Annotated in this window: 20 protein-coding genes; 16 read left to right on the top strand and 4 right to left on the bottom strand. The window is 70.7% G+C overall.

All coding sequences use genetic code 11. From position 1 onward, the window contains the following. Position 1 precedes the first annotated feature (1 nt). Complete coding sequence (locus AB0L64_RS24835) at positions 2-1,384, top strand: mannitol dehydrogenase family protein (RefSeq protein ID WP_363713645.1); 1,383 nt, start codon at positions 2-4, stop codon at positions 1,382-1,384. On the opposite strand, the gene AB0L64_RS24830 is transcribed toward AB0L64_RS24835, so the two are convergent. Both AB0L64_RS24830 and AB0L64_RS24825 read right to left on the bottom strand, forming a co-directional pair. Further along, positions 1,359-2,942, bottom strand: coding sequence for a right-handed parallel beta-helix repeat-containing protein (locus AB0L64_RS24830; RefSeq protein WP_363713643.1), 1,584 nt, complete (start codon positions 2,940-2,942; stop codon positions 1,359-1,361). The genes AB0L64_RS24835 and AB0L64_RS24830 overlap by 26 nt on opposite strands. A gap of 130 nt (positions 2,943-3,072) precedes the next feature. Next, positions 3,073-4,776: a right-handed parallel beta-helix repeat-containing protein gene (locus AB0L64_RS24825; protein WP_363713641.1), complete on the bottom strand. Its 1,704-nt coding sequence runs from the start codon at positions 4,774-4,776 to the stop codon at positions 3,073-3,075. 85 nt (positions 4,777-4,861) lie between these two features. Here AB0L64_RS24825 and AB0L64_RS24820 point away from each other — a divergent pair, with 85 nt between their 5' ends. The 5 genes from AB0L64_RS24820 to AB0L64_RS24800 are packed head-to-tail and all read left to right on the top strand — an operon-like array spanning position 4,862 to position 8,933. Next, positions 4,862-6,079: a glycosyltransferase family 4 protein gene (locus tag AB0L64_RS24820; RefSeq protein WP_363713639.1), complete on the top strand. Its 1,218-nt coding sequence runs from the start codon at positions 4,862-4,864 to the stop codon at positions 6,077-6,079. Between the two features lie 16 nt (positions 6,080-6,095). Beyond that, on the top strand, positions 6,096-6,584 hold the full coding sequence (locus tag AB0L64_RS24815) for an adenylyltransferase/cytidyltransferase family protein (RefSeq protein WP_363713637.1): 489 nt from the start codon (positions 6,096-6,098) through the stop codon (positions 6,582-6,584). Continuing rightward, entirely contained in the window at positions 6,581-7,327 is a 747-nt protein-coding gene (locus AB0L64_RS24810; RefSeq protein WP_363713635.1) for a CDP-alcohol phosphatidyltransferase family protein, read from the top strand. Before AB0L64_RS24815 ends, AB0L64_RS24810 begins: the two co-directional genes overlap by 4 nt. Continuing rightward, positions 7,327-7,743, top strand: a complete 417-nt coding sequence (locus tag AB0L64_RS24805; RefSeq protein ID WP_363713633.1) for an adenylyltransferase/cytidyltransferase family protein — start codon at positions 7,327-7,329, stop codon at positions 7,741-7,743. Before AB0L64_RS24810 ends, AB0L64_RS24805 begins: the two co-directional genes overlap by 1 nt. Next, the gene (locus AB0L64_RS24800; RefSeq protein WP_363713631.1) at positions 7,743-8,933 is read left to right on the top strand and encodes a glycosyltransferase; all 1,191 of its coding nucleotides are present in this window, start codon (positions 7,743-7,745) and stop codon (positions 8,931-8,933) included. The genes AB0L64_RS24805 and AB0L64_RS24800 overlap by 1 nt, the downstream gene beginning before the upstream one ends. On the opposite strand, the gene nadA is transcribed toward AB0L64_RS24800, so the two are convergent. Continuing rightward, positions 8,930-10,111 carry a quinolinate synthase NadA gene (nadA, locus tag AB0L64_RS24795; RefSeq protein ID WP_363713629.1) on the bottom strand — a complete coding sequence of 394 codons (1,182 nt, stop codon included), beginning with the start codon at positions 10,109-10,111 and terminating at the stop codon, positions 8,930-8,932. The genes AB0L64_RS24800 and nadA overlap by 4 nt on opposite strands. A gap of 82 nt (positions 10,112-10,193) precedes the next feature. On the opposite strand from nadA, the gene AB0L64_RS24790 reads away from it, so the two are divergent. The 8 genes from AB0L64_RS24790 (at position 10,194) to AB0L64_RS24755 (ending at position 18,348) form a co-directional block, all read left to right on the top strand. Next, positions 10,194-10,769, top strand: coding sequence for a nucleotidyltransferase family protein (locus AB0L64_RS24790; RefSeq protein ID WP_363713627.1), 576 nt, complete (start codon positions 10,194-10,196; stop codon positions 10,767-10,769). Between the two features lie 38 nt (positions 10,770-10,807). After that, entirely contained in the window at positions 10,808-11,683 is an 876-nt protein-coding gene (locus tag AB0L64_RS24785) for a MoxR family ATPase (RefSeq protein WP_363713625.1), read from the top strand. 5 nt (positions 11,684-11,688) lie between these two features. After that, positions 11,689-12,777 (top strand): VWA domain-containing protein, encoded by a 1,089-nt coding sequence (locus AB0L64_RS24780; protein WP_363713623.1) that lies wholly within the window; start codon positions 11,689-11,691, stop codon positions 12,775-12,777. Continuing rightward, positions 12,770-13,918: an XdhC/CoxI family protein gene (locus AB0L64_RS24775; protein WP_363713621.1), complete on the top strand. Its 1,149-nt coding sequence runs from the start codon at positions 12,770-12,772 to the stop codon at positions 13,916-13,918. Before AB0L64_RS24780 ends, AB0L64_RS24775 begins: the two co-directional genes overlap by 8 nt. 71 nt (positions 13,919-13,989) lie before the next feature. Beyond that, positions 13,990-14,454 carry a (2Fe-2S)-binding protein gene (locus AB0L64_RS24770; RefSeq protein WP_359933135.1) on the top strand — a complete coding sequence of 155 codons (465 nt, stop codon included), beginning with the start codon at positions 13,990-13,992 and terminating at the stop codon, positions 14,452-14,454. Next, positions 14,451-16,835, top strand: a complete 2,385-nt coding sequence (locus AB0L64_RS24765) for a xanthine dehydrogenase family protein molybdopterin-binding subunit (protein ID WP_363713618.1) — start codon at positions 14,451-14,453, stop codon at positions 16,833-16,835. Before AB0L64_RS24770 ends, AB0L64_RS24765 begins: the two co-directional genes overlap by 4 nt. After that, complete coding sequence (locus AB0L64_RS24760) at positions 16,832-17,686, top strand: xanthine dehydrogenase family protein subunit M (protein ID WP_363713616.1); 855 nt, start codon at positions 16,832-16,834, stop codon at positions 17,684-17,686. Before AB0L64_RS24765 ends, AB0L64_RS24760 begins: the two co-directional genes overlap by 4 nt. After that, positions 17,683-18,348, top strand: a complete 666-nt coding sequence (locus AB0L64_RS24755; protein WP_363713614.1) for an SRPBCC domain-containing protein — start codon at positions 17,683-17,685, stop codon at positions 18,346-18,348. The genes AB0L64_RS24760 and AB0L64_RS24755 overlap by 4 nt, the downstream gene beginning before the upstream one ends. Positions 18,349-18,470: 122 nt before the next feature. Here AB0L64_RS24755 and AB0L64_RS24750 read toward each other — a convergent pair whose 3' ends face one another. Beyond that, complete coding sequence (locus tag AB0L64_RS24750) at positions 18,471-18,866, bottom strand: VOC family protein (protein ID WP_363713612.1); 396 nt, start codon at positions 18,864-18,866, stop codon at positions 18,471-18,473. Between the two features lie 62 nt (positions 18,867-18,928). Between AB0L64_RS24750 and AB0L64_RS24745 the strand changes: the two genes are divergently transcribed. Together AB0L64_RS24745 and AB0L64_RS24740 are read left to right on the top strand one after the other, a co-directional pair. Then, a complete protein-coding gene (locus AB0L64_RS24745; protein ID WP_363713610.1) occupies positions 18,929-20,023 on the top strand; it encodes a glycerate kinase in 1,095 nt (364 codons plus the stop codon). A gap of 172 nt (positions 20,024-20,195) precedes the next feature. After that, positions 20,196-20,552: an iron-sulfur cluster assembly accessory protein gene (locus tag AB0L64_RS24740; RefSeq protein WP_355688408.1), complete on the top strand. Its 357-nt coding sequence runs from the start codon at positions 20,196-20,198 to the stop codon at positions 20,550-20,552. Positions 20,553-20,623: the final 71 nt, after the last annotated feature.

Raw genomic sequence — 20,623 nt, 5'->3', positions numbered from 1 at the left:
GTTGAACAGGCTGAGTCTCACCCATCTCCCCGTCGCCCCCGCGGTCGACCCGCACGCGGTGTCGGTCGGCATCGTGCATCTCGGGATCGGCGCGTTCCACCGCGCGCACCAGGCCGTCGTCACCGAACGGGCGGCGGTGGAGACGGGCGAGACCCGGTGGGGGATTGCAGGCGTGAGCCAGCGCTCCACCACGGTCCGGGACCAGCTGGCGCCGCAGGACGGCCTCTACTCGGTCCTGGAACGCGGTCTCGGTCAGCCGTCGGTCCAGGTGATCGGCAGCATCCGCGAGGTGCTGACCGCGCCGGAAGACCCGGAAGCGGTGGTCGCGCGGATCGCGGACCCGGCGGTGTCGGTGGTGACGCTGACCGTCACGGAGAAGGGGTATCGGGCCGCCGGCGCCGGGCTGAACCTCGACGACCCGGAGATCCGGGCCGACCTGACCGGCCGCCCGCCGCGCACCGTCGTCGGCCAACTGGCCGCGGCGATCGCCCGGCGCGACGAGCCGCTGACGATCGTGTCCTGCGACAACCTGGTGGCCAACGGACCGTTCCTGCGCCGGCTGGTGACCGACTACTTCGAGGCGCTCGGCAAGATCCCGCCGGCGTTCGAGGCGACGCGGTTCCCGGCCAGCATGGTCGACCGGATCGTGCCGGCGACCACCGACGCAGATCGTGACGAGGCCGCCCGGCTGCTCGGCGTCCGGGACGAGGCCGTGGTGGTCGCGGAGCCTTTCCTGCAATGGGTGATCGAGGACGACTTCGCCGGTCCGCGGCCCGCCTGGGAGCGCGGCGGCGCCGTACTCACCGCGGACGTGGCCCCGTGGGAGCAGGCTAAGCTGCGGATGCTGAACGCCACCCACTCGATGCTCGCCTACCTCGGCGTGTTGCGCGGGTACGAGACGATCGCCGAGGCGGTCCGCGACGACGAGCTCGGCCGGCTCGCGCGGCAGTTGATGACCGACGACGTCGTACCGACGCTGACGCCGCCCGACGGGCTGGACCTGGCCGCGTACGGCGCGACCGTGCTGGAGCGGTTCGAGAACCCGGCGCTGAAGCACCGCACCCGGCAGGTCGCGATGGACGGCTCGGTCAAGCTGCCGGTCCGGATGCTCGGCACGGTCCGCGACCGGCTGGCCGCCGGCGCCGAGCCGCGGATGATCTCGCTCGCGGTCGCCGCCTGGATGGTCTACGTGCAGCGCACGCCGGACCTGGACGACCCGCAGGCGGACCGCCTGAAGGCCGCGGTCGCGGGGGTGGCCGAGCCCGGCGCGCTGGTCGATGCCCTGCTCGCCGTCGACTCGATCTTCACCCCTGACCTACGCGACTCAGCCCTGTTCCGGGATCTCCTCGTCGACCACGTCAGCTCCCTGCAGGCAGGATTCTGAGGAGTCCGGTCGCGTCCAGGACTGCCTTGCCGATGGCGAAGTCGCTCGTGGTGTCCTGGCCGGTGGCGCGCCACTGCTTCGCGGTGTACCACTGGCCGGTCTTCTGGAACCGCTCGGCGCTGAGGCTGTCGAGGATGTAGGTGTTGTCGTTCAGCGCGACCTCGCCGGCCGGGATCACCGCACCGGAGTTCTGCACCATGCCGGTCGCGGTGGTCCCGCCGCGCATCGTCACCTGGTTGCCCGCGACGACGATGTCCCGCAGCACGTTGGTGCCCCACGGGCCGGAGCCGCGGGTCCGGGACTGGATCGCGATCCCGTTCACGTTGTTCGCCACCACGTTGTCGCGGACCTGGACGTTCGACGACGTGTTCACGTTGATCCCGCCGCCGTCCCACAGCGACGTACCGGAGCCGCGGCCGGTGCCGAAGCCGTTGCCGCTGATCACGTTGTCCGCGATCACGCCGTTGCGGCCGATCTCGTAGCGGATCCCGTCCGCCGCGTTGCCGAGGATCTGGTTGTTGCTGAACGTCCGGCTGTCGTCGTACGCGTCGCTCCACAGGCCGACGCCGCGGTTGTACCGGACGAGGTTCCCGCTCACCGAGCCGCCGCTGGACCAGGTGGTCTTGATGCCGCCGGATTCCCAGTCCGCGATCCAGAAGCCGTCGGTGTTGTTGTAGCTGACCTCGTTGGCCGCGATGGTCGCCTTGAGTGTGCTGTACTGGCCGATGCCGAGCTGGCCGTTCGAGTGGATGTGGTTCTTCTCGAGCACGGCGCCGTCGGCGTTCACCAGCATCGCCCCGACCCCGTGGTTCCAGCGGATGTCGTTGGCGTACACCCGCCAGCCGAGGCCGAGGACCACCGCACCGCCTTGCGGGGGAGTGGCGAAGTGCTCGATCGTCAGGCCGCGGACGGTCACCCCGGTCGCGCCGGACTCGATCGCGGTCTGCGTCTTCGACATCTCGATCGAGTGCCCGGCCGGGTCGCTGCCCAGGTAGACGGCGTTCGCCGCGTAGTCGGCATAGAAGGTGCCGGGGGCAACCTTGTCCCGGGTGGCCACCCGGGTCAGGTGCTTGCTGTCCAGGAACAGCTGCTCGCCCAGATAACAGATGTTGGCCGTGTTGTCCTCACACTGCCCGGTCTGCGCGTACGCCGGTGGCAGGACGTCAGTGGTCACCCAGTCGCCGTTGTTCGGCGTCCAGCGAGTCAGCCTGACGGATCCGGTGAGTACGGCGCCGCTGTTGCCGGCGAGCACCTGGTCCGCCTTCGGGTGGATCGTCTCGGTGATCCGGTGCCAGCCGGCCGTGAAGCAGAACGTCGTACCGGTCGGGGCCTCGTCGACCATCTTGGCGGCGTTGTCGGTGGTGCGGATCGGGACGCCGGTGCAGGCCGGCGCGAGTGCGGGGCCGGTTCGGAACGTGCCGTCGGCCGGCGGTGTGGACACGGTCTGCTGGTCGTCGAGCGTCAGGTCGTCGCCGGTCGGCGCAGCCCTCGCAGGCAGCGGGCCGACGGCAACCAGACCGGTGCCGACTGCAACAAATGCCAGAACTGTAGTTTTCATAGCGGAGCCTCCGGTGGCACAGGTAGCCCTGAGCGCACCCCCCATGGCGCGGCTTCGCTACGCAGGTTACCCCTACGTCACGTAGTCATGGCAATACGTAGCGCACAAATATGTTGCGATGAGCAAGCGATCAGTCGGCGAGGAAGCTGCCGACCTTGTCCAGGCCCGCCTGCCGCCAGCCGGCCGCGGTGAGCTTGGCGCCGAAGCGCGCGAACCGCTGGGTGCCGAGGTCGTCGAGCAGGTACTTGTTGCCGCTGAACACCACTTCGCCGGCGGGCACCTCGGCGCCGGAGTTCTGCACCATGCCGGTGGCCTGGGTGCCGCCGGTCATCTCGATCGTGTTGCCGCTGACCTGGACGTCGCGCAGCAGATAGGTGCCCCACGGGCCGGTGCCCCGGGTCCGGGACTGGATCGTGACGCCGTTGACGTTGCCCGAGACCCGGTTCCCCTTGACGGTGACCCCGGTCGAGGTGTTCACGTTGATCCCGCCGCCGTCCCACAGCGACGTCCCGGAGCCGCGGCCGGTGCCGAACCCGTTGCCGGTCACGGTGTTGCCCTCGATCGTGCCGTTGCGGCTGATCTCGAACCGGATGCCGTCCGCCGCGTTGCCGACGATCTGGTTGCCGCTGATCACCCGGCCGTCGTCGGCGACATCGGCCCACATCCCGATGCCCTTGTTGGCCTTGATCACGTTGCCGCTGACGGTGCCGGAGGAGCGGGTCGACTTGATACCGCCGGACTCCCAGTCGGCGATCCAGAAGCCGTCGGTGTTGTTCGAGCTGATCACGTTCCGGGTGACGGCCGCGGCGGCGGAGCTGTACTGGCCGAGGCCGAGCTGGCCGTTGTGGTGGATCAGGTTCTTGTCGACCTTCGTGCTGTTGGCCTTCACCAGCATCACGCCGACCGCGTGGTTCCAGCGGACGTCGTTGGCGGTCACCTTCCACCCCGGCCCGGAGACCAGCGCCCCGGCCTGCGGTGCGCTGGCGAAGTGCTCGATGGTCAGTCCGCGGACGGCCACGCCGCTCGCGCCGGACTCGATCGCGGTCGCGGTCTTCGACATCTCGACCTCGTGCCCGGCCGGGTTGCTGCCGAGGTAGACCGCGTTCGCCGCGTAGTCGGCGTAAAACGTGCCGGCCCGCACCGCGGCCAGGCTCGCGACCCGCGTCAGGTGCGTGCCGTCGAGGAACAACTGCTCCCGCAGGTAGCAGACGTTCGCCTTGTTGTCCTCGCACTCACCACTCTTGCCGTACGCCGACGGCAGCGCGCCCCGCACGACCCAGACGGACCCGGAGCGCGCCCACCCGGCGAGCGGAACCGATCCGGTGAGTACGGCGCGCTGGGCGCTGGCCAGCACCTGGTTCGCCTTCGGGCGGATCGTGTCGCTGATCCGGTGCAGGCCCGCGGCGAAGCAGAACGTCGTACCGGCCGGCTTGGAGTTGACGATCGACTGGGCGTCCTGACCCGGCTTGATCACCACGCCGGTGCACGGCCCGGCGACGGCGGGCCCGGCCTCGTCGGAGTCGACGGCGGGCGGTGTCGGGATCTTGGGCTCGACCGGCTTCGCCGGGGTCGTGGCAGGCTTCTTGGGGTGTGTCGTGGTGCCGGGCTTCTTCGACGGCGCGGTGGTGGCCGTGGTCTTCGGCGAGGGTTTCGCGGACGGCGTGTCGGTTGGCCTGCCCGGACGATGCGAAGGGAGCGCGCGGGGCGCGGCTTGCTCGGACTCCTGCACCTGCGCCGCGGTCGTCGCCTTGTTCTCCTTGGCGATCACCGGCACCGCGACTGTAACGACCGCGACCGCCGCAGCGATGAGCGCTCCGAACCACAACTTCCTCAATGCACTCTCCTGGGAGCGGGCGAGACAGAGCGGTAGACCAGGTGTAGCCACTCAGGGGCATCACTCAGGGACATAAGGTAGTGCCATGCGGGTCGCAATGCTGCACAACCGTTACCGAACCGGTCAACCCAGCGGGGAGAACACGGTTGTCGCGCAAACGGTTGATTTGTTGCGTAACTCAGGACATGAGATCGACTTTTACGCTCGAAACAGCGACGACATCGCCGAACTGGGGCGAAAAGATCGCGCACTGTTACCGTTTCGCTCCGTTTGGTCATTTTCGGCCGAACGCGATTTAACGAAGCTATTGCAGGCGCAGCGGCCCGACGTGGTGCATGTGCACAACACTTTCCCGTTGTTCAGCGCCTCGGTCCTGCGCGCGGCGCACCGGCTGGACCTCCCGGTCGTGGCGACGCTGCACAACTTCCGCCTGCTGTGCGCGAACGCCGTCCTGCAGCGCGACGGCGGGCCGTGCGAGTCGTGTATAGGCAAGCTGCCGCTGGCCGCCGTGCGCCACGGCTGCTATCGCGAGTCGCGGGTGCAGACGCTCCCGCTGGCGGTGAGCATCGGCGTGCACAACACCATGCACACGTGGCAGCGGTACGTCGACACGTTCGTCGTACCGTCCGAGTTCGTCGGCGAGCGGTACGCCGCGGCCGGGTTCGACGCGGAGCGGTTCGTGGTGAAGCCGCACGCCGTACCGCACTCGGGCGAGGTACGCAGCGGCGCCGGGGACGCGGTCGTGTTCCTCGGGCGGCTCAGCGAGGACAAGGGCTTCGCGGATCTCCTGCAGGCGTGGGATTCCTCGCTCGGCCGGCTGGTCGTCGTGGGCGACGGTCCGCTGCGGGCGGCGGCCGAGGAACGGGCCCGCAAAGACCTGTCGGTTCAGGTTCTCGGTCAACTACCGTGGGCGGCCGGCATGGAAATCCTGCGGTCCGCGCGCGCCGCCGTGGTGCCGGCGCGTTCGTATGAGACCTTCGGACTCGTGGTGGTGGAGGCTTTCGCCCACGGCGTGCCCGTGGTGGCGTCCCGGCTCGGGGCGCTCGCGGAGCTGGTCGACGACGGAGAAACCGGTGCCCTGACCGCGCCCGGTGATCCGGAAGGACTGCGGAAGGCGATCGGGTTGGTGGCTGATCCCGAGACTTCGATAGCCTTCGGCGAACGAGCCCGTCAGGTCTACCTGGAGCGCTTCACACCGGAGCGCGACGTGGTGGCCACGGAAAGGATCTACACCGATGCGATCGCCCGGCACTCCGCCAGCGACCGGGCGCGCACGGCAGGTTCAGGACACGAGCACGGCTGACGCAGGGGGCGGCGTCGTGCCGGAGGGACATCAGGAGTTCGCGTTGGGGGATGGCAGTTCGGGTGGTGCGCCGGCCGCGCCACGGATCGGCTGTGTTGCCGGGGTCTTCGACCTGTTCCACGTCGGGCATGTCGACGTGCTCGAGCGGGCGCGGCGGCACTGCGACCGGCTGGTGGTGGCGGTGCTGTCCGACGACTGGGCGCTGGGCGCCTGGGGCGGGCGGCCGTTCGTGCCGCTGCTCGAGCGGGCGCAGATCGTCGAGCACCTGCGCTGCGTCGACGAGGTGGTTGCCGTGGACGACGTACGGCCCGAGTGGCTGACCGGCGTCCTGGGAGCGCGGACCGTGTTCGCTGCCAGTGGCACGGACGGCGTCCTGGGGGTCGAGGAGCTCGACGGGATCCCGGCCGCGCTGATCACCGTCCTGCCCGCCGGCCGCGGCTCCCGCAGCCCGATCCTGCGCGCCGCGATCGACCAGCGGCAGTCCCGCAGCTCGAACGTCGCATGAGCGAGCGGCCCCTGAGCAGCGCCGGGCTGCGGGCGACGGTCGCGCAGCTGTCCCGGGCGCAGAAGCCGTCGGCCGGGACTCCGGCGTACTCGCGGTTCGTGAACCGGCGGATCGGCCGGGTGTTCGCGGCCGCGGCGTTCCTCGGCCGGCGCACGCCCAACCAGGTCAGTCTGGCGAGCGGGTTCTGTTCGCTGATCGGGATCGTGCTGGTGGCCTGCGTGCGGCCGTCCCTGGGCCTGGCGCTGGTGGTGACGGCGCTGCTCGTGCTCGGCTACGGGCTGGACTCCGCGGACGGGCAGCTGGCCCGGCTGCGCGGCGGCGGGTCGCCGCTGGGGGAGTGGCTCGACCACATGATCGACGCGGTCAAGATCGTGCTGCTGCACAGCGCCGTACTGATCTCGTTCTACCGTTTCGATGCCTTTGGCAACGACCTGGCGCTGCTCGTGCCGCTCGCGTACGTGTGTATGTCGTCGGTGCTGTTCTTCGGGCTGATCCTGATCGACCAGCTCCGCCGGCGGCACGGCGCGGCCGGCGAGCCCAATCGGCGCGGGGATTCCGTGGTCAAGTCGTTGCTCATCGCACCGACCGACTACGGCGTCCTGTGCCTGGTCTTCCTCGCCTTCGGCACGCCGTCGCTGTTCCTCGTGCTGTACGGCGCGCTGCTGGCGCTGAACCTGCTGTTCCTGGCCGCCGCCGTCGCGAAGTGGTACCGGGAGATGGCCGCGCTGGGGGTGCGGGCCTGATGACGGTCGTCGGGTACGCGCCCGGGGTGTACGACATGTTCCACATCGGGCACCTGAACATCCTGCGCCGCGCCCGCGAGCACTGCGACCACCTGATCGCGGGCGTCGTCGAGGACGACGTGGTGGCCCGGATCAAGGGCCGGCCGCCGGTGGTGCCGCACGAGGAGCGGATGGAGGTCGTCCGGGCACTCGACCTGGTCGACGACGTGGTCAGCGACTGGTCCAGCGACAAGTTCGAGATGTGGCAGCAGTTGCGCTACGACGTGCTCTTCAAGGGTGACGACTGGAAGGGAACGGAGAAGGGGACCAGACTGGAAAGGCTGCTGGGTGAGGTCGGCGCACAGGTGCACTACTTCCCGTACACCGCCTCCACCTCGAGCACCGATCTGCGCAGGCTTCTGGAAGGGATGAACTGATGCCGGGCCGGCCGAAGGTACTGCTCAGTGCGTACGCCTGCCGGCCGGCAGGCGGATCGGAGCCGGGCGCCGGCTGGGCGTGGGCGAAGGCCGCGGCGCGGGACCACGACGTCTGGCTGCTCACCCGGGGGAAGTTCGCGCACGAGATCGCCGCGGAGCTCGCGGCGCGGCCGGTGCCGGGTCTGACCGTCGTACCGCTGGAGATGCCGGGGTGGATCCTGCGGCTGCGGCGGCGGCCGTCGGACGTGTACTGGTACTACCCGCTGTGGCAGGGGCTGGCGCGGCGTACGGCGCAGCGGCTGCACGCGGAGCATTCGTTCGACGTGATCCACCACCTGACGTTCGCGGTCGACTGGATGGGCGCCGGGGTGGTGGAGCGGTCGTCGGCGAAGGTGATCTGGGGTCCCGTCGGCGGGTCGACGACCGCGCCGCTGTCGATGGCGCACTGGCTCGGGGCGCGCGGTGTCGCGGGGGAGCTGGTCCGCCGTGCGTACACCGGGATCCGGCGCCGCGCGACCGGGCGGCGGATGGCGCAGATCGCCGACCTCATGGTTGCCCAGAACAACGATGTCGCCGAGGTGTTTCGCCCGTACGCGCGGGAGATCGTGGTCCAGCCGAACGTGGCGATCCGGCGGTTCACCGCGTCGGGTCCGTACGAGCCGTTCGGGGCGCCCGGCGTGAAGACGGCGCTGTTCGTCGGCCGGCTGATCCCGTGGAAGGGCGTGCTGCTCGCGATCAGCGCGCTGGCCCGGCCCGAGGCCGCGAACTGGGAGCTGCGGATCATCGGCGACGGCCCCGACTGGGGGCGCGCGGAGAGCCTGGCCTGGCAGCTCGGTGTCCGGGACCGCGTCGAGTTCATGGGCGCGCTGCCGCGTGAGGACGTCCTGGCGGCGATGTTCCGCGCCGACGCCCTGCTCGCCCCCGCGATCCGCGAAGCCGCCGGCTGGGCCGTCACCGAGGCCCTCGCCTCCGGCTGCCCCGTCGTCTGCGTCGACCGCGGCGGCCCCGCCGTCATCGTCGGCCCCGGCGAAGGCGTCACGGTCCCCTGGCGCGGCGACGTCGTCGGCGAACTGGCCCGCGGCCTGGCATCACTGCAGGGCCGCATCACCCCGGTGGACCGCTGGGGCCCCGACCGCCTCCCCGACCTGCTGGCCGAGTGGTACACCCCGGCCCGCGTCTCCGCCGACTAGTCGCGGGCGGTTTTGCCGGGGAGGGCGAGCATGCGGTCGAGGGCGAGCTTGGCGTACTTCTCGGTGTCGGGGTCGACCTTGATCGGGTTGACGACGTGGCCGGCGACCAGGTTCTCCAGGGCCCAGACGAAGTGCGGGAGGTCGATGCGGTTCATCGTCGCGCAGTAGCAGACCGTCTTGTCGAGGAAGACGATGTTCTTGTCGGCGTGCTGCTTGGCGAGGCGCTGGACCAGGTTGAGCTCGGTGCCGACGGCCCACGACGTGCCGGGCTCGGCGGTTTCGAGCGCCTTGATGATGTACTCCGTGGAGCCGACCTGGTCCGCCTTCGTGACCACCTCGTGGCGGCACTCGGGGTGCACGATCACGTTCACGCCGGGGACCCGGGCGCGGACGTCGTCGACCGACTCGGCGGTGAACCGGCCGTGCACCGAGCAGTGCCCGCGCCACAGGATCATCTTCGCGGCCGCGAGCTGCTCGTTCGTCAGGCCGCCGTTCGGCTTGTGCGGGTCGTACACCACGCAGTCGTCGAGCGACAGGCCGAGCTCCAGGACGGCGGTGTTGCGGCCGAGGTGCTGGTCGGGGAGGAAGAGCACCTTCTCGCCCTGCTCGAACGCCCAGTTCAGCGCGGTCTCCGCGTTGCTCGACGTACACACGACGCCGCCGTTGCGGCCGCAGAACGCCTTGATGTCGGCGCTGGAGTTCATGTACGTGACCGGCACCGTCACGTCGGCGACACCCGCGTCGGCGAGCGCGTCCCAGGCCGCCTCAACCTGCTGGATGCGGGCCATGTCGGCCATCGAGCACCCGGCTGCGAGGTCCGGCAGGATCACGGTCTGCCGGTCGTTGGTGAGGATGTCGGCCGACTCCGCCATGAAGTGCACGCCGCAGAACACGATGTACGGCGCGTCCGGCCGGGCGGCCGCGTCGCGGGCGAGCTTGAAGGAGTCACCGGTGACGTCGGCGAACTGGATCACCTCGTCGCGCTGGTAGTGGTGCCCGAGCACGAACACCTGGTCGCCGAGCGCCGCCTTCGCCTTCAGCGCCCGCTCGACCAGGTCCGGGTCGGACGCCGGCGGGAGCGCGCCCGGGCACTCGACGCCGCGCTCGGAGTGCGGGTCGGTGTTCTGCCCGAGGAACAGCAACGGAAGGGACTTCGAGCCGTCTGCGATCGTCGTCACGTCGGATATCGTCGCACGCCCACTGCCGCACTCCGCCCGGCACGTGTCATTGCTCAGAGTGTGAAATCAGTACGCTGCCGGTGTGAAGAACGCGGGTCTCGTGCTGGCCGCCGGTGCGGGCCGCCGGATGGGTACGCCGAAGGCTCTCGTCCGCGGCGCCGACGGCGTCCCGTGGGTCGTCCGGGCGTCCCGCCTACTCGCCGCCTCGGGCTGCGCACCGGTCGTGGTGGTGATCGGAGCCGCCGCCGACGAGGTCCGCGCCGAGCTGTCGGCCGAACCGGTGCACGTCGTCGAAGCAACGGACTGGGCGGAGGGGATGGGCGCCTCCCTCCGCGCCGGCCTGAAGACCTTCGCCCCCGGCGTCGATGCGGTGGTTGTCGTGCCGGTGGACATCCCGGGGCTGACCTTGGCGGCGGTGCGGCGGGTCGTGGAGAGCGCGGGGCCGGAGGCGCTGGTGCGCGCGACGTACGGCGGGGCGCCGGGGCATCCGGTGGTGATCGGGCGGGAGCACTGGGCCGGGGTGATCACGTCGGTGCGCGGGGACGAAGGGGCGCGGGGGTACTTGCGCGAGCACGCAACGGTGCTGGTGGAGTGCGGGGACGTGAGTGACGGTGCCGACGTCGACACGCCGGAGGATCTGCCGCCGGGACACGGATGAGGGTTGGCAACGGCCGGAAGTAGGTGAATGCTGAAGGAGTGAGTGCCGTCGGCTCGGCGGCGGAGCTGGCCGAGTGTCTGCGGACGACCGGGTACCTAGCCGACGAGGGCTTGGCCACGGTCGGGTATCTCGCGCTCGCGCTGCATCGCCCGCTGCTGCTGGAAGGTGAGCCCGGCACCGGCAAGACCTCGCTCGCGTCCGCGATCGCCGAAGCGCTCGATCTCGACCTGATCCGGCTGCAGTGCTACGAGGGCATCGACGCCTCGCAGGCCCTCTACGACTGGGACTTCCCGCGCCAGATCCTGCACCTGCGCACCGTCGAGGCGACCAGCACCGACGCGGCCGCCGAGGAGGTGGAGAAGAGCCTGTTCGACGAGCGGTTCCTGCTCTCCCGCCCGGTCCTGCGGGCGCTCCGCGAGAGTCCCGCCGTGCTGCTCGTGGACGAGATCGACCGCGCCGACGACGAGTTCGAGGCGTTCCTGCTCGAGGTGCTGTCGACGTACGAGGTGACGATCCCCGAGCTCGGCACGATCAAGGCCGAGGTGCCGCCGATCGTGGTGCTCACGTCGAACCGCACCCGCGAGGTGCACGACGCGCTCAAGCGCCGCTGCCTGTACCACTGGATCGACCATCCCGGCCTGGCCCGCGAGATCGAGATCGTCCGCACCCGCTTGCCCGACGTATCGGCGCGGCTCGCCGAGCAGGTCACCCGGTCGGTGCAGCGGATGCGCGACCTCGACCTGCTCAAGCCGCCCGGTGTCGCGGAGACGCTCGACTGGGCGCGTGCCCTCGATGCGCTCGGTACCGATGTCCTCGACGTCGAGACCGCGGCCGCGACGCTCGGCGCCGTGCTGAAGTACCGGGAGGACACCGACCGGGTCCGCGAATCCCTCGACCGGTTGCTGGCGAGCTGATCGCCATGTCGGGGCCCGATCTCGCGCTCGCCGGTTTCGCCACCGCCCTGCGCCACGCCGGGCTTGCGGTCACCGCCGACCGCGTGCATCTCTTCCTGCAGGCGGTCGCCGCTCTGGACGTCACCTCGACCGCGGACGTGTACTGGGCCGGCCGCGCCGCGCTCTGCAGCGGCCCCGACGACACCGCCCGGTACGACGAGGTGTTCGCGGCCTGGTTCACCGGGAGCCGGTCGCGCGGCGTCGTCCCGAGCCGCACCCCGCAGTCGTCCGTCCAGGCCAACCTCGGCGACGCCCCCGAGGAGGCCGACGGCAACCACACGCTGAACGTCTCCGCGAGTCCGACGGAAGTCCTCAGGCACCGCGACGTCGCCGAACTGTCCGCCGCCGACCGCGCCGAACTCGCCCGTCTGTTCGGCTCGCTCCGCCCGCGCGTCCCGACCCGTCGCGCCAACCGCCGCCGCCCGTCGCATCGCGGCGAGATCGACCCGCGCCGCACACTGCGCGCCCAGCTCCGCCAGGTCGGCGAACCGGCCCGCGTCCGGTACCGGCGTCGCGGGGTCCGGCCGCGGCGCGTCGTCGTACTGATCGACGTGTCCGGCTCCATGCGTCCGTACGCCGACAGCCTGTTGCGTCTCGCGCACGTGATGGTCCAGCAGGCGCCGCGGTCGGTCGAGGTCTTCACCATCGGCACGCGACTCACGCGCGTGACGCCGGCCCTGCGGCACCGCGATCCCGAGTTCGCGTTGCGGGTAGCCGGTGACGTCGTACCGGACTGGTCGGGCGGGACACGGCTGGGCGAGGTGCTGAAGGTGTTCCTGGACCGCTGGGGGCAGCGCGGTACGGCGCGGCGGGCGGTCGTCGTGGTGTGCAGCGACGGGTGGGAGCGCGGCGACGCGGCGCTGCTCGGGGCGCAACTGCAGCGACTGGCCGCCCTCGCGCACCGCGTGGTGTGGCTGAACCCGCATCGCGGCAAGCGCGGCTACGAGCCTGTGCAGTCGGGCATCGTCGCCGTCCTGCCGCACCTGGACGACCTCGTCGCCGGGCACAGCCTGGCCAGCTTCGCCGAACTTCTGGAGGTGGTCGCCGATGCGTGATGTGCTCGACCGGTTGCTGACCTGGTGGCAGGCCGGTGAATCGGTTGCCGTCGGCACCGTTGTCGCGACGTTCGACTCGGCGCCGCGGCCGCCGGGCGCGGTGATGCTGGTCGGTCCCGGGCTGGAGGCGGTCGGCAGTGTGTCGGGCGGCTGCGTCGAGGGCGCGGTGTACCAGCTGGGCGAGGAGATCCTGTCCTCGGGCGAGCCGGTGCTGCAGCGGTACGGCGTCAGCGACGAGTCGGCGTTCGCGGTCGGGCTGACCTGCGGCGGGATCATCGACGTGTTCGTCGAGAAGGTCGACCGGGAGTCGTTCCCCGAGCTCGGGGAGGTCGCCGCCGACATCGCCGCGGGGCGCCCGGTCGCGGTCGCGACCGTGGTGGCGCATCCGGATCCGGCGCGGATCGGGCGGCGCCTCGTCGTCCGCCCGGCCGCTGTCCCCGACGCCGAGCAGGCGAGTGCGGTGCTGGCCAGCGGAGGTCTGGGATCGGACCGTGCCGACGACGCGGTCGTCGACGATGCCCGCGGATTGCTGGCCAACGGACGATCGGAGACGCTGGAGTACGGCCCGGACGGGCAGCGGCGCGGGGAGGGGATGCGGGTCTTCGTGTCGTCGTTCGCGCCGGTGCCGCGGATGCTCGTGTTCGGCGCGATCGACTTCGCGGCCGCGGTCGCGCGCCTCGGCTCGTTCCTCGGGTACCGGGTGACCGTGTGCGACGCGCGGGCCGTGTTCGCGACGGCGTCGCGGTTCCCGTTCGCCGACGAGGTGATCGTCGACTGGCCGCACCGGTACCTGACGGGTGAGGCGGAGGCCGGCCGGATCGACGACCGGACGGTGGTCTGTGTGCTGACGCACGACCCGAAGTTCGACGTACCGCTGCTGGAGGTCGCGTTGCGGCTGCCGCAGGTCGCCTACATCGGGGCGATGGGATCACGGCGGACGCACGACGACCGGCTGAAGCGGCTGCGGGAGGCCGGACTGAGCGAGGCGGAACTGGCCCGGCTGGCGAGCCCGATCGGTCTCGACCTCGGTGCACGGACGCCGGAGGAGACCGCGGTGAGTATCGCAGCCGAGATCATCGCGCAGCGGTGGGGTGGCGCTGGGCAACGACTTTCGGCCGCGGCGGGTCCCATCCATCACTGAAGCTTGTGGTGCACATCACAACAGGAGCACTCTCGAAGAGACGGCGGTTGCGGACATCTGGAGGCGGGGCGATGACCCGGATCACGGTGAAGGTCGACGGAAGCAGCTTCACGGACGACGTGGAGCCGCGCACGCTGCTCGTGCTTTACCTGCGCGAGCAACTGGGAAAGACGGGCACCGTGGTCGGCTGTGACACCGGCAACTGCGGCGCCTGCACAGTGCACCTGGACGGGCGAAGCGTGAAGTCCTGCTCGCTGCTCGCGGTCCAGGCCGACGGTCACGAGATCACCACCATCGAGGGTCTCGCGACGAACGGTCAGCTGCACCCGATGCAGCAGGCCTTCCACGAGAACCACGCCTTGCAGTGCGGTTTCTGCACGCCCGGGATGATCATGCAATCCATCGATCTGATTGCCGACAATCCGGATCCCAGCGACGAGGACATCCGGCTCGGACTCGAAGGCAACCTGTGCCGGTGCACCGGCTACCAGAACATCGTGAAGGCCGTCCGCGCCGCCGCGGGAGGTGCGCAATGACCGCCACCGAGGAACGCCCGGCCGCCGAGGTAGGCACCGCGCGGCTGCGCAAGGAGGACGCCCGGCTGGTCACCGGCCGGACCCGCTGGACCGACAACATCGTGCTGCCCGGGCTGCAGCACATCGCGATGGTGCGCAGTCCGTTCGCGCACGCCCGGATCACGTCGATCGACACCGCGGCGGCGAAAGCGGCGACCGGTGTCGTCGCGGTGATCACCGGCGCCGACATCGCCGACGAACAGGGCGCGCTGCCGAACGCCTGGGCGGTCATCCCCGACCAGAAGGCGCCGGTGCACCCGTCGATGGCGGTCGACCATGTCGCGTTCGCCGGCGAGATCGTCGCGATGGTGGTCGCCCGGACCGCGGCCGAGGCGAGCGACGCGGCCGACCTCGTCGACGTCGACTACGAGGAACTGCCGCCCGCGCTCGAACTGAAGGCCGCGTCCCGCGACGAGGTGCTCGCGCACCCGGATCTCGGCACGAACGTGTCCGCGGTCTGGTCGTACGACTCGGCCGGGTCCGGCACCGGCGGCGACGTCGAGGCGGCGATCGCGGCCGCCCGCGACGGCGGCATCGTGATCGAGGAGGAGTTCCGCCAGCAACGGCTGATCCCGGCGTTCATGGAGCCGCGGTCGATCGTCGTCGATCCGACCACCGAACAGATGACCGTATGGTCCTCGACGCAGGTGCCGCACTTCGTGAAGATCTTCATCGCGCTCGTGCTCGGCATCCCGGAGAGCAAGGTCCGGGTGATCGCGCCGGACGTCGGCGGCGGCTTCGGCGGCAAGCTGCAGTTCACGCCGGAGGAGGTGCTCACGGTCATCGCGGCGCGGCGGACCGGGAAGCCCTGTAAGTACAACGAGACCAGGTCCGAGTCGTTGATGGCCGCGCACCACGGACGCGACCAGTGGCAGCAGGTCACCCTCGCCGCGAACGCCGACGGCACGGTCACCGGGCTGAAGGTCGAGCTGATCGCGGACATGGGCGCGTACCTCGGTCTGGTCACGTCGGCGATCCCGCTGCTGGGTGCGTTCATGTACAACGGGATCTACAAGTTCCCGGCGTACCACCTCGGCATCACCAACGTGTTCACGAACAAGACGTGGACCGACGCGTACCGCGGCGCCGGGCGTCCCGAGGCGACGTACGCGATCGAGCGGCTGATGGACGAGCTGGCCGCCCGGGTCGGCGCCGACCCGCTGGAGATCCGCGAGAAGAACTGGATCAAGCACGAGGAGTTCCCGTTCTCGACGGTGTCCGGGCTGCGCTACGACTCCGGCAACTACGAGGCCGCGACCGCGAAGGCCCGCGAACTGTTCAGGTACGACGACCTGCGGGCCGAGCAGCAGCAGCGCCGGGAGTCCGGCGACCCGGTGCAGCTCGGCATCGGCGTGTCGACGTTCACCGAGATGTGCGGGCTGGCGCCGTCGCGCTGGCTCGGCTCGATGGGGTACGTCGGCGGCGGCTGGGAGCACGCGTCGGTGCGGATGCTGCCGACCGGGAAGGTCGAGGTGGTGACCGGGACGAGCCCGCACGGTCAGGGGCACGAGACGGCGTGGAGCCAGATCGTCGCGGACCGGCTGGGTGTGGCGTTCGAGGACGTCGAAGTGCTGCACGGCGACACGCAGGTCGCCGTCCGCGGGCTCGACACCTACGGGTCGCGCTCGCTCGCGGTCGGTGGGATGGCGGTGCTGGCCGCCGCGGACAAGGTGATCGAGAAGGCGAAACCGATCGCGGCGCAGCTGCTGGAGGCGAACGCGGACGACCTGGAGTTCACCGCCGGGCGGTACGGCGTCCGCGGTACGGAGGCCGGGATGACGATGGCCGAGCTGGCGTTCGCGGTGTTCCAGGGACACAAGCTCGACGGGTCCGCCGAGGGGTGCCTGGACGCGGACGCGACGCTCGACCCGGACGACTTCTCGTTCCCGCACGGCACGCACCTGTGCGCGGTCGAGGTCGACACCGAGACCGGCGGGACGAAGATCCGGTCGTACGTCGCCGTCGACGACGTCGGCGTGGTGGTGAACCCGTTGATCGTCGAGGGCCAGGTGCACGGCGGGCTCGCGCAGGGCATCGCGCAGGCGCTCTACGAGGAGGCCGTGCACGACGAGTCCGGGACGCTGGTCACCGGATCGTTCGACCAGTACCTGCTGCCGGGGGCGCCTGACCTGCCAGGGTTCGACACGGCGCGGACCGAGACTCCGGCGACGACGAACCAGCTGGGCGTGAAGGGGGTCGGTGAGGCGGGGACGATCGCGTCGACGCCGGCTGTCGTCAATGCGATCGTCGACGCGCTGCGGCCGATGGGCGTCACGGACGTGCCGATGCCGTGCACGCCGTACCGCGTCTGGAAGGCGATCCAGGAAGGAAGGAACTCATGATCCCGGCGGCGTTCGAGTACTTCGCTCCCACGACGGTCGACGAGGCGCTGGGGCTCCTGCGGGAGCACGCCGACGCGAAGGTGCTCGCGGGCGGGCAGAGCCTGATGCCTGCGTTGCGGCTGCGGCTGGCGGCGCCCGAGACGATTGTCGACATTGGGAAGATCGACGATCTGCGCGGCGTGCGCGACGACGGCGACGCGCTGGTGATCGGCGCGATGACCCCGCACAGCACGGTGCAGACGGATCCGCTGGTCGCCGAACACGCCCAGCTGATCTCGTTGGCGACGGCAACGGTCGGCGATCCGCAGATCCGGCACCGCGGCACGTTCGGCGGGTCGCTGGCGCACGCGGACCCGGCGGCGGACCTGCCGGTCGTGGCGGTGGCGCTGGACGCGTCGTTCGTGATCGCGGGCGCCGGCGGACGGCGTACCGTGCCGGCCGCGGACTTCTTCGAGGGCATCTTCAGTACGGCGCTCGGTGACGACGAACTGCTCGTCGAGGTCCGGGTGCCGAAGTACACCGGATGGGGTGCGCACTACGAGAAGTTCAGCCGGGTCGCGCAGGCCTGGTCGATCGTGTCGGTCGGCGCGGCCGTGCGGGTCGACGGCGGGGCGATCGCGGAGGCAAGAGTCGGACTCGGCAACATGGGGCCGACCCCGGTCCGGGCGACCGCGGTCGAGGCGGCCCTGGTCGGGCAGCCCGCCACCGCCGACGCCGTACGGGAGGCCGCGGCGCGGGCAGCGGACGGGACGTCGCCGGTCACCGACCTCAACGGTGACGCCGACTACCGGCGGCATCTCGCCACGGTGCTCACGAGGCGCGCGGTCCTGGCAGCGGCAGGTACGGCGTGAAGCTCGAGCACAAGTTCGTCGTACCGGCGCCGGTCGAGCAGACCTGGTCGGCGTTCAACGACCTCGAACGGGTGGTGCCGTGTTTCCCCGGCGCCACCCTGGAGTCGTACGAGGGTGACGACTTCACCGGGTCGTGCAAGGTGAAGCTCGGGCCGGTGTCCCTGCAGTACACGGGCACCGGCACGTTCGTCGAGCGCGACGAGAGCGATCACCATGCCGTGATCGAGGCCAAGGGCAAGGACCGGCGCGGCAACGGCACGGCGAGCGCGCACGTCACCACGAGGCTGACCGGTACGGCGGACGGGTCCACCGAGGTGTCGGTCGACACCGAACTGACCATCACCGGCCGTCCCGCGCAGTTCGGCCGCGGCCTGATCCAGGAGGTCTCGGACAAACTCCTCGACCAGTTCACCGCCTGCCTGAAGACCAAGCTGGGCACCACCGCGGAAGCCCAGCCCGAACCCGCGACCCAGCCAGGGGCCGAGCCACAGGCCGAGCCACAGGCCGAGACACCGGTGCGGGAACCACCGACCGAACCGGAGTCCGACGCGGTCGCCCTGGACCTCGGCAGCACCCTGCTACCGATGCTCGCCCGCCGCGCGGCTCCGTACCTGATCGGTGCCGCGTTGGCGCTGTTACTCCGTCGCCTGTTCCGGCGGTGAGCTGTGCCGATCGACAGGTAGTGTCTGGCGGCTGGGTGGTGCACTTGACCGTGTTCCGCTCAGCGCGTACACCGTCTCAGCGGTGCACTACCTGCGATCGGTTCCCTCCTTCGTTGAGTCCATCAGTCGAACGTCGGTGCCCCGGAGGGCGGCCACTCGACGAGTTCGATGCGGTAGCCGTCAGGGTCGACGACCCAGGACGTCTTCGGGCCGTCCGCGCCGCCGGGGAGTTCGACGGCGCCAGGGTGCAGGCCGCCGGCGGTGAGGCGGTCGACGGTTTCGGCGAGCGACTCGACCTCGATCGCGAAGTGCTCGAACCCGCGCACCTCGACCGGCCCGTCGGCAGGCCGGTGGACGAGCTCGAGCGACACCGACGACTCACCGGGCAGCCGGAGCCAGACCAGGCTGGACCCGTCGTCGGCCGGGATCTTGCTCAGCTCGACGTACCCGACCGCGGCGTAGAACCTCAACGACCGCTCCAGGTCACTCACCCGTAACGCGAACAGGATCGTCTTCATCCACCGATCCAACTGGTGGCACCGGACGCCGTCAACCGCAGCGGGTGGGAGAGGATGTGCGCATGCGGATTCTGATTGCGCCGGACAAGTTCGCGGGGACGCTGACGGCCGTGGAGGCTGCGGCGGCCATCGAGGAAGGGTGGCGGCGGCGGGATCCGGAGGCCGAGGTGCTCGTCGCGCCGATGGCCGACGGCGGCCCGGGCTTCATCGACGTGCTGTCCGCCGTGGTCGACGGCAAGCTCCTGTCGGTCACCGTCCGCGGACCGCTCGGCGAAGAGACCCCGGCGACAGTGCTGCTGGCGGGGGAGACGGCGTACGTCGAAACCGCGCAGGCGTGCGGGCTGCACCTGGTGGAGCCGAAGCAGCGCCGCCCCGAGGACGCGACGACGTACGGCGTGGGCCAGCTCATCACCGCGGCCGTGGACGCCGGCGCGCGGCGGATCATCCTGGGCCTCGGCGGCTCCGGGACGAACGACGCCGGCGCGGGTCTGCTCGCCGCGCTCGGAGCGACGGCCGAGGGCGGTCGGCTGGACGCGGGTGCCGCGGGGCTGGCCGAGCTGGCCTCGGTCGATCTCGCCCCGGCCCGGGAGCGCGTCGCCGGGGTGGAGTTCGTCGCGGCGAGCGACGTGGAGAACCCGATGCTCGGGCTGCGCGGAGCGACCAGCGTGTTCGGCGCCCAGAAGGGCATCACCGACGAGCGCAAGCCGGTAGTCGACGGCTGGCTGACGCACTTCGCCGAGCTGGCCGGCCGGAAGACCGCAGACCACAAGGGCGCGGGCGCGGCGGGCGGCCTCGGGTACGCGCTGCTCCTGCTCGGTGCCGAGCGGGTCTCCGGCATCGACCTGGTCGCCGAGCTGACCGGGCTGAAGCAGAAGGCGTCGCAGGTCGACCTGGTGCTGAGCGGCGAGGGCGCGTTCGACTTCCAGTCCCGCGACGGCAAGGTGATCGCCGGCGTCGCGAAGGTGGCCAACGACGCGATGCGGCCGTGTGTCGTGCTGGCCGGGAAGGTCCTGATCGGGTCCCGCGAGATGCGCACGATGGGCGTCGAGTCGGCGTACGCGCTGGTCGACGTGGTCGGCGAGGAGCAGGCCTTCGCGGACCCGCAGGGGTCGCTCGCGACGGTCGCGGAGCGTGTCGCCCGGACCTGGGCCCGGTGATCGGCGCGCGATGACTGGTTGATCACCTCGTGACCGGGATCGTTGATCTGTGAAATTGGTGTGCGACCATGGGAATGAGCGCGCGCCGGCCGATGTTGGCACGTGTTGACAAGAGACTTCCGTGCCGGGGCAGCCGTAGGCCGGGCACTTGAGTAGATGACTGGAGTCAGGGATGACTGAAGCGCAGACCGAGCAGGCCGTGGCCACGGGTGTTCTCCTCACCGACGGGGCCGCCTCCAAGGTGAAGGCGCTGCTCGACCAGGAAGGCCGCGACGACCTCGCGCTGCGGGTCGCCGTGCAGCCGGGCGGGTGCTCCGGACTGCGGTACCAGCTGTTCTTCGACGAGCGTCAGCTCGACGGTGACGTGGTGGCCGACTTCGGTGGCGTGAGCGTCGTCACGGACCGGATGAGCGCGCCGTACCTGAAGGGCGCGACGATCGACTTCGTCGACACCATCGAGAAGCAGGGCTTCACGATCGACAACCCGAACGCCACCGGCTCCTGCGCCTGCGGCGATTCGTTCAACTGAGCTGAAGCACCCGAAGCCCCCGATCACCGCGGTGACCGGGGGCTTCGGCGTGCCCGGACTGCGGAAGCGTC

The sequence above is a fragment of the Kribbella sp. NPDC051936 genome (genome assembly GCF_040680955.1).
Lineage (GTDB): Bacteria > Actinomycetota > Actinomycetes > Propionibacteriales > Kribbellaceae > Kribbella.
The sequence above is the reverse complement of the archived record's forward strand: the minus strand, read 5'-3'. Positions and strand labels throughout refer to the sequence as shown.